General features: G+C 44.9%; 16 protein-coding genes. 8 read left to right on the top strand and 8 right to left on the bottom strand.

All coding sequences use genetic code 11. The annotated features are described in order from the left end of the window. The 4 genes from AC4MRV_RS16735 to ispH form a co-directional block, all read left to right on the top strand. Window positions 1-824 (top strand): class I tRNA ligase family protein (locus tag AC4MRV_RS16735; protein WP_491188464.1); only part of this gene is annotated, 824 nt, incomplete at its 5' end. Window positions 825-1,030: 206 nt separating this feature from the next. Further along, window positions 1,031-1,534 (top strand): signal peptidase II, encoded by a 504-nt coding sequence (gene lspA, locus AC4MRV_RS16730; RefSeq protein ID WP_491188463.1) that lies wholly within the window; start codon window positions 1,031-1,033, stop codon window positions 1,532-1,534. A 131-nt stretch (window positions 1,535-1,665) separates the two neighbouring features. Beyond that, on the top strand, window positions 1,666-2,097 hold the full coding sequence (fkpB, locus tag AC4MRV_RS16725; protein ID WP_491188462.1) for an FKBP-type peptidyl-prolyl cis-trans isomerase: 432 nt from the start codon (window positions 1,666-1,668) through the stop codon (window positions 2,095-2,097). 26 nt (window positions 2,098-2,123) lie between these two features. Then, on the top strand, window positions 2,124-3,089 hold the full coding sequence (gene ispH, locus AC4MRV_RS16720) for a 4-hydroxy-3-methylbut-2-enyl diphosphate reductase (RefSeq protein ID WP_491188461.1): 966 nt from the start codon (window positions 2,124-2,126) through the stop codon (window positions 3,087-3,089). 107 nt (window positions 3,090-3,196) lie between these two features. On the opposite strand, the gene AC4MRV_RS16715 is transcribed toward ispH, so the two are convergent. Further along, on the bottom strand, window positions 3,197-4,681 hold the full coding sequence (locus AC4MRV_RS16715; protein ID WP_491188460.1) for a carbon starvation CstA family protein: 1,485 nt from the start codon (window positions 4,679-4,681) through the stop codon (window positions 3,197-3,199). A 200-nt stretch (window positions 4,682-4,881) separates the two neighbouring features. Between AC4MRV_RS16715 and AC4MRV_RS16710 the strand changes: the two genes are divergently transcribed. After that, window positions 4,882-5,223, top strand: coding sequence for a DUF2799 domain-containing protein (locus AC4MRV_RS16710; RefSeq protein WP_491188459.1), 342 nt, complete (start codon window positions 4,882-4,884; stop codon window positions 5,221-5,223). A gap of 42 nt (window positions 5,224-5,265) precedes the next feature. On the opposite strand, the gene murQ is transcribed toward AC4MRV_RS16710, so the two are convergent. After that, window positions 5,266-6,192 carry an N-acetylmuramic acid 6-phosphate etherase gene (murQ, locus tag AC4MRV_RS16705; protein WP_491188458.1) on the bottom strand — a complete coding sequence of 309 codons (927 nt, stop codon included), beginning with the start codon at window positions 6,190-6,192 and terminating at the stop codon, window positions 5,266-5,268. 8 nt (window positions 6,193-6,200) lie between these two features. Further along, window positions 6,201-7,316 (bottom strand): anhydro-N-acetylmuramic acid kinase, encoded by a 1,116-nt coding sequence (locus AC4MRV_RS16700; RefSeq protein WP_491188457.1) that lies wholly within the window; start codon window positions 7,314-7,316, stop codon window positions 6,201-6,203. 100 nt (window positions 7,317-7,416) lie between these two features. On the opposite strand from AC4MRV_RS16700, the gene nagZ reads away from it, so the two are divergent. After that, window positions 7,417-8,403, top strand: a complete 987-nt coding sequence (gene nagZ / locus AC4MRV_RS16695) for a beta-N-acetylhexosaminidase (protein ID WP_491188456.1) — start codon at window positions 7,417-7,419, stop codon at window positions 8,401-8,403. 51 nt (window positions 8,404-8,454) lie between these two features. Here nagZ and btsR read toward each other — a convergent pair whose 3' ends face one another. Then, window positions 8,455-9,174: a two-component system response regulator BtsR gene (gene btsR, locus AC4MRV_RS16690; protein WP_491188455.1), complete on the bottom strand. Its 720-nt coding sequence runs from the start codon at window positions 9,172-9,174 to the stop codon at window positions 8,455-8,457. Window positions 9,175-9,183: 9 nt separating this feature from the next. Beyond that, window positions 9,184-10,860, bottom strand: coding sequence for a LytS/YhcK type 5TM receptor domain-containing protein (locus AC4MRV_RS16685; RefSeq protein ID WP_491188454.1), 1,677 nt, complete (start codon window positions 10,858-10,860; stop codon window positions 9,184-9,186). Between the two features lie 235 nt (window positions 10,861-11,095). On the opposite strand from AC4MRV_RS16685, the gene AC4MRV_RS16680 reads away from it, so the two are divergent. Further along, window positions 11,096-12,166 carry a 3-deoxy-7-phosphoheptulonate synthase gene (locus tag AC4MRV_RS16680; RefSeq protein ID WP_491188453.1) on the top strand — a complete coding sequence of 357 codons (1,071 nt, stop codon included), beginning with the start codon at window positions 11,096-11,098 and terminating at the stop codon, window positions 12,164-12,166. Between the two features lie 29 nt (window positions 12,167-12,195). Then, on the top strand, window positions 12,196-13,323 hold the full coding sequence (gene tyrA / locus AC4MRV_RS16675; protein ID WP_491188452.1) for a bifunctional chorismate mutase/prephenate dehydrogenase: 1,128 nt from the start codon (window positions 12,196-12,198) through the stop codon (window positions 13,321-13,323). Window positions 13,324-13,368: 45 nt separating this feature from the next. Here the strand turns inward: tyrA and AC4MRV_RS16670 are convergent, their stop codons facing one another. The 3 genes from AC4MRV_RS16670 to ettA form a co-directional block, all read right to left on the bottom strand. Next, a complete protein-coding gene (locus AC4MRV_RS16670; RefSeq protein ID WP_491188451.1) occupies window positions 13,369-14,382 on the bottom strand; it encodes a M23 family metallopeptidase in 1,014 nt (337 codons plus the stop codon). 10 nt (window positions 14,383-14,392) lie between these two features. Further along, entirely contained in the window at window positions 14,393-14,764 is a 372-nt protein-coding gene (locus tag AC4MRV_RS16665) for a PilZ domain-containing protein (protein ID WP_491188450.1), read from the bottom strand. A 183-nt stretch (window positions 14,765-14,947) separates the two neighbouring features. Then, the gene (ettA, locus tag AC4MRV_RS16660) at window positions 14,948-16,615 is read right to left on the bottom strand and encodes an energy-dependent translational throttle protein EttA (RefSeq protein WP_491188449.1); all 1,668 of its coding nucleotides are present in this window, start codon (window positions 16,613-16,615) and stop codon (window positions 14,948-14,950) included. Between the last annotated feature and the right edge of the window lie 55 nt (window positions 16,616-16,670).

The following is a 16,670-nucleotide window of genomic DNA, read 5'->3' as shown; positions in this document are numbered from 1 at the left end:
CGAACCTTAGCGGCTTCAATCCAGCAACAGACATCGTTCCTGCAGAGGAAATGGTAGCACTGGATCGTTGGGCTGTTGGTCGTGCACTAGCTGCGCAAGAAGAGATTGTTAAGGCTTACGGTGAGTACAACACTCACGCCGTAACTCAGCGTCTAATGCAGTTCTGTTCTATCGAAATGGGCTCGTTCTACCTAGATGTCATCAAAGACCGTCAGTACACAGCGAAACGTGGCGGCCACGCGCAACGTAGCTGTCAAACTGCGCTTTACTACATCGTAGAAGCGCTAGTTCGTTGGATGGCACCTATCATGTCATTCACTGCAGATGAAATCTGGAATGAGATGCCGGGTGAGCGCGATAAGTTTGTCTTCACTGGTGAGTGGTTCGACGGCCTGTTCGGTCTTGCTGAAGGTGAAGAGTTAAACAATGAGTTCTGGGCTGAAATCCAGGCAGTTCGTGGCGGCGTAAACAAGCTGCTAGAAGATGCTCGTAAAGACAAGACAATCGGTGGTTCACTACAAGCAGAAGTGACGCTTTACGCTGACGACGTTCTAGTGGCAAAACTAAGCAAGCTAGAAGACGAACTACGTTTTGCTCTGCTAACTTCAGCCGCTGTTGTTAAGCCTCTAAGTGAGAAGTCTGACACAGCGCACGCAACGGACATTGAAGGCTTGTTTGTTGAAGTGAAAGCAACAGAAGCAGAGAAGTGTGACCGTTGTTGGCACCACACTCCAGACGTAGGCACAATCGAAGGTCATGAGAAAATTTGTGGTCGCTGTGTGTCGAACGTTGATGGTGAAGGTGAAGTTCGCAAGTTCGCATAATTGCTCGTCATTCTTGGCACTGTAGCTGTGTTGACTGAACTTACTCCGGAATGCCGGACCAACTCCATCACATAGGAAAACTATGCTCAGGAGTCTCGTAAGTTTGTCGCCTTGCTACAGCACCAATAATTTAGAGCAAGAGTTCTCGGAACTTTATTGAAAATTCATAGCCCCAGTATCTACTGGGGTTATTTTTAGGATTCAAAATGTCAAACATTGCATTAAAACAATCAGGTGTGCGTTGGCTTTGGCTCGCTGTGGTTATCTTCTTAGCTGATATTGGTATTAAGCTGTTTGTGATGGATAACATGGGGTATGGCTGGGCAAACCGTATTGAAGTATTGCCTTTCTTTAATCTATTGTACGTCCACAACTATGGCGCAGCATTTAGCTTTCTCAGTGATCAGGCTGGCTGGCAACGTTGGTTGTTTACCGGTATCGCTTTTGTGGTAACAGGTATGTTGACTTACTGGATGAGTAAACTGCCTGCAAAAGAGAAATGGAATAATATCGCTTATGCGATGATCATTGGTGGTGCAGTCGGTAATGTCTTTGACCGTGTTGTGCACGGCTTTGTGGTCGATTATCTAGATTTCTTCTGGGGTGACTACCATTGGCCTGCATTCAACTTAGCGGATACGACTATCTGTATTGGTGCGGCGATGATTATCTTAGATGGCTTTCGCAAGAAAGAAGAAGCCAAAGCATAATTCGTGATAAATTGAATAACCCTAAGCGCTGTCTGTTGATTCAGGCGGCGCTTTTCTTTATGTTGAAGCGCTAATCGGTGCGCAGTTCAATCGGCACTGAAAAATAACAACAACTTCAAGGAAGCAGTAACGTGACGACAATTGCCCAAGATTCTGCAGTAACGCTGCACTTTACAATAAAAATGACAGATGGTTCAGTCGCAGACAGCACTCATAGCATGGGTAAGCCTGCCAAGTTAGTGATTGGTGATGGAAGCCTTAGTGACAACTTTGAAAAATGTCTGCTTGGACTAAGCACCGGAGATAAGGCATCGATCGAGCTAAAAGCTCAAGACGCGTTTGGTATGCCGAACCCGGACAATATTCATTATATGGATCGTGCAAAGTTTGTTGGTGATGCGGAAGTGGAAGTCGGTACGATTATGGCTTTTTCTGGTCGTGATGGTATGGAAATCCCTGGAATCATTACAGAAATAGCGGGAGACTCGGTGACGGTTGATTTCAACCACCCTCTTGCAGGGCAAGATGTGACTTTTGAAGTAGAGATTTTGTCAGTAGAATAGCCAGCCAGAGCGAAAATATAAACATCATGAGCAATGAAATGAAAATTCTTTTAGCAAACCCACGTGGTTTTTGTGCCGGTGTTGATCGAGCGATCAGTATCGTTGAGCGTGCATTAGAAATGTATCAGCCACCGATTTATGTACGCCATGAAGTCGTGCATAACCGCTTCGTTGTCGAGGGACTCAAACAACGTGGGGCAATCTTTGTTGAAGAACTGCACGAAGTGCCAGACGATAACATTGTCATTTTTTCTGCTCATGGTGTATCTCAAGCTGTACGTAAAGAAGCGAAAGAACGTGATTTAACCGTCTTTGACGCAACTTGTCCTCTCGTGACTAAAGTTCATATGGAAGTCGCTCGTGCGAGTCGTAAGCATATGGAAGTTGTATTGATCGGCCATGCTGGTCACCCAGAAGTCGAAGGTACCATGGGGCAGTATGCAAGTGATCAAGGTGGCATGTATCTTGTTGAAACACCAGCAGATGTCGTAGGGCTGAAAGACAAAGTGAAAGATCCGAGTAATCTTCATTATGTCAGCCAAACAACGCTATCTGTGGATGAAACGGCTGATGTTATTGAAGAACTACGCCGTGTATTTCCCGACATTCAGGGGCCGCGTAAAGACGATATCTGTTACGCGACGCAAAACCGTCAAGATGCCGTGCGTGAAATGGCGACAGATGTTGATGTTGTGATTGTTGTCGGCTCGAAAAACTCATCGAATTCAACACGCTTGAAAGAGTTGGCTGAAAAGCTTGGTACTCCGGGTTACTTGACTGACAGCCCTGAAGATATTAAACCAGAATGGTTTGAAGATAAGGTCAAAGTTGGTGTAACTGCTGGTGCATCTGCACCAGAAGAGCTAGTAAACAAAATCTTAGAGCGTATCAAAGAGCTTGTAGGTACTCGTTCGGTTGAAGAAATCCAAGGTCGTGAAGAGAACATGTTCTTTGAAGTACCTAAAGAGTTGCAAATTAAGCAAGTCGATTAAACTATGTTTGATAAAAAGCCAGCACAATCGCTGGCTTTTTTGCTTTTGGGGTAAAAGAAAAGGCTCCCGAAGGAGCCTTTAAAGTTAGCAAGCGAAGTGTAATTAGTTTACGCAGTTTCTGTTACTGCTTGTGGTTTATCTTCATCTGCGAGCTCTGTTTCACCTTTACCCTTCGACGTTTTAATTACGTAAGCTGTAATAGCTAGCGCGAACAGAATGCCAGAGACTGTCGATACTTGAATTGGCAGACCAAAGCCTAGTGTGCTGTTGTTTAGGATGAACGTAGCACATACAGTCGTCATAAACATGGCAGGGATAGTCGTAATCCAGTGCATCTTGTTGTGACGGAGTAGGTAAGCAGAAGCTGTCCAAAGCATCATTACCGCTGTTGATTGGTTAGCGAAACCGAAGTAGCGCCAAATGATACCGAAATCGACCTGAGTTAAGATGCCACCAATAACGAACAGTGGAACAGCCATCATTAGTCGGTTACGCAGTGCTTTTTGATCTACGTTGAAGTACTCAGCAAGAATTAGACGGCTTGAACGGAATGCGGTGTCACCAGATGTGATAGGAAGAATAACCACACCTAGGAAGGCAATTACACCTCCGAATACACCGAGTAGACCGAACGAAGCGCTATAGACCACATTACCCGGGCCGCCATTCTTCACTGCCTCAGAAAGTACATCCAGGTTGCCAAAGAAAGATAGAGCAATGGCACACCAAATAAGGGCAATCACACCTTCACCGATCATTGCACCGTAGAAGACGAAGCGGCCATTCTTTTCATTTTCCATACAACGAGCCATCAGAGGAGACTGTGTTGCGTGGAAGCCAGAAATAGCGCCACAAGCGATGGTGATGAACAGGGCTGGCCATAGAGGCATGTCATTCGGGTTAAGGTTTGTGAACATGTCGCTCACTTGGAAATCACCCATCACAGTATGCTCACTAGAGAAAGCAACTGCTGTCATTAGACCGACAGACATGAAGATTAAGAGTGCGCCGAATAGCGGGTAGAAGCGACCAATGATTTTGTCGACAGGGACTATTGTTGCGATGATGTAGTAAGCGAAGATGGCGATGACCATGGTCGTCATGCTAACGTTTAAGCTGGTTTGATCGTTGATTAAGTTGGTGATCATGCCTGCCGGAGCCGAAACGAAAACCACACCAACAAGGAGCAGCAAGACAATAGCAAAGATGTTCATAAAGTGTTTTGCGCCATTGCCTAGGTAGCGACCAGTGATGGTTGGAACAGAAGCACCACCGTTACGCACAGATAGCATACCTGAGAAGTAGTCATGTACTGCACCAGCGAAGATACAACCGATGACGATCCAAAGCATGGCTGCTGGACCATACAGTGCCCCCATGATTGGGCCAAAGATTGGGCCAACACCCGCGATGTTTAGCAGTTGTACCAAGTAAACCTTCTTGGTCGACATTGGCACATAGTCAACACCATCTGTTTTAGTATGGGCAGGGGTTTGACGTTTTTCGTTGATACCAAATACTTTCTCAACGAAAGCACCGTAAATAAAGTAGCCACCGATTAAGGCCGCAACACAGGTTAAAAACCACAACATAACACTTGTTCCTTAGTATTTAAGCTCACCATGCATACTACGCGGTCATCAGGGAAGAAACATTCGATGATGCAGTGAGTGGTCGTATCATGAATTGAGTGGTTTGGATTCCACTTTAACGGTTTTTCGCAACAGCGAGTGGTAATTCCAGGAATTTAGTGGTTTAGTTAAATAAGTGGATTAAAAGTGAAGAAAAAACAATGAGAAAAGTGATAATTGGCTTATTCGCGTTGCTATTGATGGCTTGTTCATCATCGCCAGAAGAGTTAGCTAAGGAAGGCAACTGGTATCAAATAGGTTATCAAGATGGTGTGGCAGGTCACACTCAACGTTCCGTGAAGAATCTCTCTCGCCTTGGCTCAGCCAAATATGGTGAATATGAGCAGGGGTATTTAGAAGGTGTAGATGAGTATTGTAATCCCAACTTTGCCTATCAAATTGGTTTGTCGGGGCAATACTATGAGGGAGTTTGTGAAGGAACTCAGTATGGGCAAAAGTTCCGCATGGAGTGGCAACGAGGCTGGAATGAATACAATCAGTAACTAGACGTAAGGGAGGTGCAGCCCCTCCCCCTCACTCAGAGATTATGATTTATGGTGATGTTGCACCGCTTTACGTAAGAACCCATCTTGATGATGTAACTGTTGACGAGCAGAGGTAATATCCATGTCGGTCAAAATCATTAAGATCGCTAGCTTCACATCATAATCGGTTTGCTCAAGTGTATTAGTTGCTTGGTCTTTATCGCAGTCGGTGGCTTGCATGACAATTCGAGCTGCACGCGCGACTAACTTTTTATTGGTTGCTTTCACATCAACCATTAGGTTCTGGTAGCTTTTACCTAGGCGAATCATACTCGCGGTAGTGAGCATGTTTAACACTAGCTTCTGTGCTGTGCCTGATTTTAGTCGAGTGGATCCAGTTAGCGCTTCAGGGCCTACAACTGGGCTAATCGCGATTTCAGCGATATCTGCAATTGGCGAATCAGGGTTGCATGACAGTGCTACAGTCGTTGCCCCTATGTCATTGGCATACTCTAGAGCACCGATAACATAAGGTGTTCGACCACTGGCTGCGATTCCGACTAAAACATCTTTCCGACTAAAATTGATGGTTTTTAGATCATCTATTCCAAGAGTTAAGGAGTCTTCGGCGCCTTCTTTGGCTTTTAAAATTGCTTCAGGGCCGCCAGCGATGAGGCCAATGACCATCTGATCTGACACGCCAAAGGTTGGCGGACATTCCGAAGCATCTAACACACCTAATCGTCCACTTGTACCTGCCCCCATGTATATCAGACGGCCACCTAATTTGAAGGCTTGAGTAATTTTATCTACTGCTCGAGCGATCTCAGGTAGCACTTTTTCGACGGCCAGTGGTACCAGTTGATCTTGTTGATTGATTCTTTGAACAATTTCTAAGGATGGAAGCAGATCTATATCCATCGTTTCTGGGTTGCGCCCTTCTGAAACCAGGTGAGAAAGGGCGGCGATCAGTGCGTCATTAGTCATGCTATTTCCTAATTATCAGCAAAGTACATCACACCGAGAGAAACGGTTTTCGAGGCTCCGGTGACTTCGGGAAGGTTGCTTGGCAAATTATGTATACGGCGATAGGCAAGCCAAGCAAAGGCCATCGCTTCCATATTGTCGCTATCGACATTACGACTGTGCGTAGATGATACAGTCCAGCTTGGTAACAGTTCCGCCAAACGTTTCATCAGTAGAGGATTGCGCGCTCCTCCTCCGCAAACAAGCAGTTCAGGTTTTGGCCCCAATTTATAACGTTCCACTTGCTGAGTGATGGTGAGAGCAGAGAACTCACACAGGGTTCGTTGGACATCTTCAGTGCTTAACGCGCGATCGTTGAGGTAATGTTTTAGCCACTCAAGATTAAATAGCTCTCTCCCAGTACTCTTAGGGGCCGGAAGAGCAAAGTAGGGCGCACTCAGTAGATCATAAAGTAGTGCCTGATCAATACTGCCTGATGAAGCGAGTTGTGCGTCACGATCAAATGGCGTCCCTAATTGCTCTAGACACCAAGCGTCCATCAACATATTGCCAGGGCCAGTGTCATAGCCTAAGACATTCTTCTTTGGTTGGAGTACCGAGATATTGGCAATGCCACCAATGTTCAATACAACAATGCTGGAATCTTGAGGTTGAAAGATTGCTTGATGAAAAGCGGGTACCAGTGGCGCGCCTTGACCACCTAAAGCCATATCTTTACGTCTAAAATCCGCAATGGTTGTGATACCTGTACGCGCCGCAATGATATTGGCATCTCCCAATTGCATAGTAAAAGGGTGAGCGCCCGTTGGCTGGTGGAAGACAGTCTGACCGTGATTACCAATGGCACAGATTTGTTCTGGCTTGTAGGCGGTTTTAGCGAGTAAGGTTTGAATTGCGTCAGCGTAGAGGGTGCCTAGCTCATGATCGAGCTGTCCAATTTCAACTAAGTTGGTCGTTTGTCCTGTACATATATTTAAGACTCTCTGCCTTAATTGCTCGGGAAAAGGGTAATCATTCGAGGCGACTAACCTAGGCTGTCCAGAATCCATCTCTACGATAACCGTATCGACACCATCTAAACTGGTGCCTGACATCACGCCGATATATAGCTCTTTTGTCGTCATACTCAAATTTTACTACGCCTGACAGAGAATCCATTGTAAACAGAGAATAATCCTAATACTCTCGGCAGCATAGCGAAAAATAAGTTTGGCTGGAGCAATTATGGGACCATTATGGCTGGATGTGGAAGGCTGTGAGCTATCCGCAGAAGATAAAGAGATACTTGAACACCCAACCGTTGGTGGGGTTATCCTTTTTTCACGCAACTATCATGATAGTCAGCAATTATTAGCGTTGAACAAAGCGATTCGCCAAGCTGCGAAACGTCCTATTTTGATTGGAGTTGATCAAGAGGGTGGACGTGTACAGCGCTTTCGTGAGGGTTTTTCCATAATTCCTGCCGCACAAGAGTTTGCTAAGCAGGCAGAAGGAGAGGTGTTGGCCCAGCAAGCGGGATGGCTAATGGCTGCAGAATTGATTGCTCATGATATTGATCTCAGTTTTGCTCCCGTGCTTGATAAGGGCCATCAATGTAAAGCGATTGGTAATCGAGCGTTTGGCGATGACATTGACACTATCATTCGACATAGCACTGCGTATATGCGAGGGATGAAAGCGGTAGGCATGGCCACAACGGGTAAGCATTTTCCGGGACACGGTGGTGTGATTGCTGATTCACACCTCGAAACGCCTTATGACCAGCGCGACACGATTTTCCAACTGGATATGCAGGTGTTTAAGTCGCAAATTGAGAGCGGAATTTTGGATGCTATGATGCCAGCCCACGTTGTTTATCCGCATTACGATGATCAACCAGCAAGCGGTTCGGCGTATTGGCTTCAACAGGTCCTGCGTGAACAGCTTGGCTTTAAAGGGATTGTGTTTTCGGACGATCTCACAATGGAGGGCGCTGCGGTAATGGGAGGCCCTGCGGAAAGAGCACATCAGGCAATGGTCGCAGGTTGCGATATGATTTTGGTTTGTAACAAGCGTGATGCTCAGGTTGAGGTACTGGATAATTTGCCAATTATGGAAACTCCAGGAGCTGAGGCACTTATTAAGCAGCAGAGCTTCTCTCTGTCGCAACTTCAATCCAGTGACGAATGGAAGCAAGCCTCTGAAGCGATGAAGCGTATCACGGATGCATAAAAAAATAGCCACAATTGAGTGGCTGTTTTTTTATCAAATAAGGCAACGAGTTTAGTGGAAGCCTAAGAGCTCTTTGAGGCTTTTAAGGTATCTACGGCTTACCGGTAATGGGTGATCGCTGGTGGTAATGATCTCGGCTAACCCATTTTCCAATAATTTGATCTCTTTGATGGCCTGAACATTGATTAAAAACTGTCGATGGCAGCGAACCAAACAGGTTTTTTCCTCCAAGACTTTGAGTGTTAGCTGAGACGTTGCTTTTTGTTCTGCTGTTTGAACATGAACGCCACTTATATCGCTGTAAGCGAACTCAACATCTTTTGTTGCAATAATAACGATTCGATTCAAGCCGATACACGGTATTTGGTCTAAACACTGTGGAGCAACTGCGGCAATTTGCTCCTGAGTATTATGTTGTGATCTAAGAAGGCGCTGGACCGTCTTCTGCAAGCGCTGGGTATCGACAGGCTTGAGCAAATAGTCAAATGCATTGTCTTCGAATGCTTGAATCGCAAACTCGTCATAAGCGGTAACAAAAACAACCTTCGGCATGGTCTCGGGATCAAGCATGCCGAGCAGCTCAATACCGCTGACCTGAGGCATTTGTATATCGAGGAACACCACCTCAGGCTTGAGCTGGTTTATTTTCTTTAAACCTTCAATCGCGTTACTTGCTTGTCCTACGACTTCTATTTCTCCAGTCTCTTCCAAGAGGTCTGTTAACTCTTCACGAGCAAACAGTTCGTCATCAATGACTAATGCTGACAACATGTGGGTACCTTAATACGTGTTCTCATCAGGAATGATAAAGCTCATTCGGGTGGATTGGTTTGGCTCAACATCAATTCTGAGAGCTGCCGCACGGCCAAATTTATTGGTCAGACGTTTATCAACAATTTGCATTCCCAAACCAGAGTGACCTTCTTGCGGTGCTTGATAGCTGCCAGCGTTATCTTCCACGGTGATTTTAATACCGTTATTTAAGTGCTGGCTGTAAACCTTTATTTGGCCACCTTCAAGTAAATGAGAAATACCATGCTTAATCGCATTTTCTACCAGAGGCTGCAGAGTAAAGGTCGGCAGTTTACGCTTTAGAATGGACTCGTCAATGTCGAACTCTACTTCTAGACGGTCGGTAAAGCGTGCTTTCTCAATGGTTAGATACGCATTTACATGGGCAAGCTCTTCTTTGAGGGTGACTGTTTCAATATCTTGTTTTAAGTTGCTACGGAAAAACTGCGACAAGTGCTGAATAAGCTCGCGAGCTTTGTTGGGATCTCGTTTAACAACAGCACTGATTGTATTTAACGCATTGAATAAAAAGTGTGGGTTAACTTGTGCGTGGAGCAGTTTGATTTCTGCTTGAGCCAACAAGGTGCGTTTTTGTTGGTAATCTCCAAATAAAATTTGGCTCGAAAGCAATTGGGCTATCCCTTCGGCCATTGACATATTGATTGTTGAGAAGAGCTTACGTTTTGGTTCATAGAGTTTAATTGTACCAATGACTTTATCGCCCGCTCGAAGAGGAATGATCAGTGCGGACCCTAGTTTACAGTCGGGGTTGAGTGAGCATTGGTAAGGTTTTTCCTTGCCATCTAAGTAGATGATGTCGTTTTTCTTAATGGCATCCCAAGTGCTTTGAGATGAGATTGGGGTCTCTGGTTTATGATGATCATCGCCAATACCAACAAATGCAAGGATCTTACTATCATCTGTTATAGACACGGCTCCAACGTTAGTTTCTTCATAGATGATGCGAGCTATTTTTTCTGCATTTTGGCTATTAAAGCCAGAAGCTAATATCCCGACTGAACGTTCTGCGATATTCAATGCCCGGCGTGAAAAGGTTGCTGAGTACTCTTCAAAAATGGTTTTACGATCGAGCAGGATACTCATGAACAGCGCTGCACCGACGGAGTTGGCAATGATCATCGGAGCTGCAATCGCTGAAACCAAGTCATAGGCTTGGATAAAGGGTTTAGCAACAATCAAAATGATCAGCATCTGAACAATCTCAGCGACCAAGGTGACAGAAAACACGACGCTTGGATTAAATAATTGGTCGCTTTTGCCTTTGCGGACAAAGTAGGTGTGCAGTAACCCGCCAATCAGTCCTTCAGCGGTGGTTGATATGGTACACGCTAAGTCGGTGAAGCCGCCTAAAGTGTAGCGATGAATACCACCTGTTAAACCCACCAAGAAACCGACAATAGGACCACCAAATAGACCTCCCATGACGGCTCCGATTGCCCGAGTGTTAGCAATGGCATCGTTAATCTGTAATCCGAAGTAGGTCCCCATTACGCAGAATAGTGAGAAAAGGATGTAGACACTGATCTTATGCGTAAAACGATGAGAGATAGTAAACAGGGGAAGGAAGAGAGGCGTCTTGCTCAGCATGTAAGCGAGCACCAAATAAACGCACATTTGTTGCAATAGAGAAAGTATCAGATCCATAACTTTTTCAGTCGGTGGTTTTAGTCTATTCTAGTTAACTTTCCTTATGGAAAGTATGCTTTACCCTTCACTTTTCTCTTAAACCTTGGTTTTATACTTGTGTAAATTTATTTTTACATGCGTGTTTTTTAAAGTTTACGGTTGAAATCTAGATTTAGCCTGTTATTGTGTCGTTAATCCTCACTCAATATGAAAGGATAATTGAGTGTAAATATAAATATACAGGTCGGTAGTTATGCAGAAAAGTGAACTCAGCAATATCAATATCAGTGATGAACAGGTTCTTATTACTCCAGAAGAGCTAAAAGCAAAAATCCCACTTAGTGAGAATGCTCGTCGAGTGATTCAAGAGTCACGTCAGACCGTTGCTGATATTATTCATAAGAAAGACCATCGGTTGCTTGTTGTGTGTGGCCCTTGCTCTATACATGACATTGACGCGGCAAAGGAGTATGCGCGTCGTCTTAGAGCTCTTTCTGCCGAGTTAAATGATCAGCTGTATATTGTTATGCGAGTTTACTTTGAAAAGCCACGTACAACCGTTGGATGGAAAGGCTTAATCAATGACCCACACCTCGATGGCTCATTTGATATTGAGCACGGACTCCATGTTGGACGAGAGCTTCTAGTGGATCTTGCAGAGATGGAGATTCCACTTGCGACTGAAGCGCTTGATCCAATCAGCCCTCAGTACTTAGCTGATACATTTAGCTGGGCTGCGATCGGTGCACGTACAACGGAATCGCAAACTCACCGTGAAATGGCTAGTGGTCTTTCTATGCCTATCGGATTTAAGAATGGTACTGATGGCAACCTAGCAACAGCGATCAACGCGATGCAAGCGGCTTCTTCAAGTCATCGTTTCATGGGTATAAACCGGGAAGGCCAGGTAGCGCTTCTAACGACTCAAGGTAACCCTAATGGTCATGTGATTTTACGTGGTGGTAAGCAGACCAACTACGATTCGGTATCGGTCACTGAGTGTGAGCAAGATATGGCGAAACATGGCCTAGATGCATCACTAATGGTCGATTGTAGCCACGCAAACTCACGCAAAGATTTCCGTCGCCAACCCCTAGTCGCGGAAGATGTGATCCACCAAATTCGTGAAGGTAACAAGTCAATTATCGGTCTTATGATCGAAAGCCATATTAACGAGGGTAACCAGTCATCAGATATTCCGTTAAGTGAAATGCAATATGGCGTTTCTATTACCGATGCGTGTATCAATTGGGATACAACTGAGGCACTATTACGTCATGCACATAAAGAGCTTGTGCCGTTTTTAGAAGATCGTCTGAAGTAATCATCGCCGATAAGAAATAAGGAAAGTGAATGGCTGTTGAACTGAACGAGTTGCGAGATCAAATTGACGCAGTAGATAAGCAAATTTTAGATTTGTTGGCTCAGCGTTTATCGCTAGTTGAAAAAGTCGGTGAAGTTAAGAGTGAACATGGCTTACCTATTTATGCTCCGGACAGAGAAGCAGCTATGCTTGCCTCGCGCAGAGAAGAAGCGGAAAAGAAAGGAGTGCCACCTCAGCTTATTGAAGACATCCTTCGCCGTACCATGAGGGAATCTTACGCGAGTGAGAAAGATTCCGGCTTTAAATGTTTAAACCCTGATTTGCGTTCCGTTGTGATTGTCGGCGGTAACGGCCAACTTGGTGGTTTGTTTGGCCGGATGTTTAGCTTGTCTGGCTACGATGTGAAAGTGTTGGGCAGTAAAGATTGGGATCATGCCGATGAGTTACTAGAAAATGCTGGTATGGTGGTGGTGACAGTTCCTATCCATCTAACAGAAGGTGTCATTGAGAAGCTAGGTAATCTGCCAAAAGACTGTATCTTGTGTGATTTAACGTCGATTAAGTCTAAACCGCTACAAGCGATGATGAATGTACATCAAGGCCCTGTGGTTGGTTTGCACCCAATGTTTGGTCCGGACGTGCCAAGTTTAGCGAAACAGGTAATCGTGTACTGTGATGGGCGCGGAGAAGAGCATTACCAGTGGCTACTGAAGCAGTTCTCTATTTGGGGAGCAAGCTTATGCCAGATTGAAGCGAGTGAACATGACCATGGTATGACTCTTATTCAGGCTTTGCGTCACTTCACGTCTTTTGCTTACGGCCTACACCTTAGTCGTGAAAACCCAAGTATCGATAAGCTATTGCAGCTAAGCTCTCCGATTTACCGTCTTGAACTCGCGATGGTAGGGCGACTGTTTGGGCAGGATCCAAATCTTTACGGAGATATTATCCTTTCATCAGATGACAATATCGCGATGATTAAGCGATTCCATCAGTGTTTTGGAGAGGCACTACAAGTGCTTGATGGCAAAGATAAACAAGCGTTTGTGGATAGCTTTAATAAAGTGAGTGATTGGTTTGGTGATTACTCACAGCAATTTATGCATGAAAGTCAAAACCTACTCAAACAAGCCAATGATTCAATTCATCGAGGGTGAATGGAAAAGAGCGACTAGATAGTCGCTCTTTTTTAGGAATCGCGTTTATTGAACAGTGAGATTTTCAGCGACTTGTTCCGGTTCGTTCTTCACTGTGCTCACTGAACTGTCTTGGTAAGGTTTATTAGTGAGGTTCACTTGCAGTCTAACTGTATTATCAATCAATTGAACTAAAGGCGCCCACTTCACATTCTTCTCTTTTTCAAAAAGGTAGTTAAAGTTTTCCGGAGTCCAATCCATCGTATATTGTGGATTTAGGGTTCGACCTAAAAAGCGTACTTCATAGTGCAAGTGAGGACCGGTTGAATTACCGGAGTTACCGCAAGTCGCAATAAGATCCCCTTTACTGACAAACTGACCACTGCGAACCTTAAAGCGTGATAAATGAGCGTAGGAGCTCATAAAGCCAAACGAGTGTCTTAATGTCAGGTAGTTGCCATATCCTTTTGAACTCGGTCTAACAGTTTCAACAACGCCGTCAGCAGGTGCATAGATTTCCTCTCCTCGCTTACAGGTGAGATCAATACCAGTATGAGTATGTCGTTTACCCGTAATTGGGTTAGTTCGACGACCGTAAGAGGAAGAGATGCGTTGATACTGCATTGGGCTATCATTAGGTATCATACGGAACATGGTTGCTCTGACTGCGGAATCAACTGCAGCAGCATCTAGGCGATCTTCTAAGTTTTGTTCACCGATCGTATCTTCATTGGCGAGACCGAGTACAGATTCAACATCAAAAACACGTTTACCCAAAATATGGATTTCACTTTTCTTATCTTCTAGCTCTTGAGTGACAGCGTGAGTTTCGTTGACTTGTTCCGTGTATAGCTGCTCAAGTTCTGCCCTTTCTTTTTCTGTCTCACTTAGTTTATCAATCAATTGATTATATTTTTCTTGAGCAGAAAGCTGGTTTTGCCAATTTTGGTAAACATAAACGCCACCGCCGAGTACGTTGGCGGTAAGAGCGGATAGAAGCAGGACCGAAGCTTTTCTTGAGACATGAAAATGTTGTATTCCAGAAGTGGCAGGAATAGAGATGGTGATTTTTTTGGACATACTGCTTTCGTTAGGTGTATTCACCTAGGTCTGATAAGTGCTCGATATCTCGATGCAATAACTCATCATCACCTACATTTAATTCAATTAAACGCTTCAGATGTCCGATACTCTCAATATCAATATGATCAATACTCAGACGAATCATATTGTTATTAACCCCAACAATATTCCCTACGAGTTGGATCGTAACATCACTTCCTGGAAGCGAAAATTCTACATCGACTTGTTCATTTACATCCAGCATTGCTGATTGTTCGCAGCTAACCAACAAACCATGCAAAGATAAATCGCTGATCGATGCATCGATAGCGTTCATACCTTGGCTTAGTACAGCCTGAGTGCGATAAACAATACGCGAAAAACGACGACGTTCTATCATAGTATTCTCTCTTAATCCGAACTCTCAGAGTAACAAAATTAAAATAGTAGCTATGCGGAGTCGTTCGCATTATTAAGCATTCTCAATTGGATTAATTATCCGTATTGTGAGCTATATAATAAAGGCCGCTAATTTAAGCGGCCTTTGAACAAATTTCAAGCGTTAGCTACAGAGATAGCAAAATTACTTAGCAATACGCTTGTATTTGATGCGATGCGGCTCTGCTGCTTCAGGACCTAAGGTCTTCTTCAGCCACTCCATGTATTCAGTATAGTTACCTTCGTAGAAGTTCACCTGACCTTCATCACGGTAGTCGATGATGTGAGTCGCGATGCGGTCTAGGAACCAACGGTCGTGCGAGATAACCATTGCACAGCCAGGGAATTCAAGTAGAGCTTCTTCAAGGGCACGTAGCGTTTCAACGTCTAGGTCGTTGGTTGGTTCATCGAGTAGCAGTACGTTGCCGCCAGCTTTAAGCAGCTTAGCAAGGTGTACACGGTTACGCTCACCACCTGACAACTCGCCGATAACTTTCTGTTGGTCTGAGCCTTTGAAGTTAAAGCGTGAACAGTAGGCACGAGCTGGGATTTCGAAGTTGTTGATCTTAATGATATCAGCACCTTCAGAAATTTCTTGGTAAACCGTCTTAGTGTCATCCATTGAATCACGGAACTGATCCACAGACGCAAGCTTAACAGTGTCACCCATTTCAATTGTGCCCGCGTCAGGTTGCTCTGTACCGCTTAGCATCTTAAATAGTGTCGATTTACCCGCACCGTTGGCACCAATGATACCTACGATAGCACCTTTAGGGATGCTGAATGATAGATCATCAATCAGTACACGGCCGTCAAATGACTTAGTTAGGTTATTCACTTCGATAACCTTATCACCTAGGCGCTCACCTGGTGGGATGAACAGTTCGTTGGTCTCGTTACGCTTCTGACGATCGCCGCTTTGCAGTTCTTCAAAACGAGCCATACGCGCTTTAGATTTAGACTGACGACCTTTCGGGTTTTGACGAACCCACTCAAGTTCTTTCTCGATGGTCTTCTGGCGAGCTTTCTCTTGAGACGCTTCTTGTTGTAGACGCGCATCTTTTTGCTCTAGCCAAGATGTGTAGTTACCCTGCCATGGAATACCTTCACCACGGTCAAGTTCTAGAATCCAACCAGCAGCGTTGTCTAGGAAGTAACGGTCGTGGGTGATTGCTACAACGGTACCTGTGTAATCCACTAGGAAGCGTTCTAGCCAAGCGACAGATTCTGCATCCAAGTGGTTGGTTGGTTCGTCTAGAAGTAGCATGTCTGGCTTCGAAAGTAGTAGGCGACAGATTGCGACACGGCGACGTTCACCACCTGATAGGTGCTCGATCTTTTGATCCCATTCTGGAAGACGGAGTGCGTCAGCAGCGCGCTCTAGTGCGTTTTCAAGGTTGTGACCTTCTTTCGCTTGGATAAGCGCTTCTAGTTCACCTTGTTCTTTCGCAAGAGCGTCAAAGTCAGCATCTGGTTCAGCGTATGCTGCGTATACTTCGTCAAGACGCTTCATTGCACCCGCAACGTCAGAAACGGCTTCTTCCACGATTTCACGAACAGTCTTAGATTCATCCAGTACCGGCTCCTGAGGTAGGTAACCTACGTTTAGACCTGGTTGTGGACGAGCTTCACCATCGATGTCAGTATCGATACCCGCCATGATGCGTAGTAGGGTAGATTTACCTGCACCGTTTAGACCCAAAACACCGATTTTAGCGCCTGGGAAGAAGCTTAGAGAGATGTCTTTAAGAATTTGTCGCTTTGGTGGCACAATCTTGCTCACGCGCGACATGGTATATACGTATTCAGCCATTGCCGATCTTTCCTAAAATATCAATTCACGTAACTGGCTATTTTATACCAAGATT

The organism is Vibrio sp. (assembly GCF_984391705.1).
This window is presented reverse-complemented; position numbering and strand designations above follow the sequence as displayed.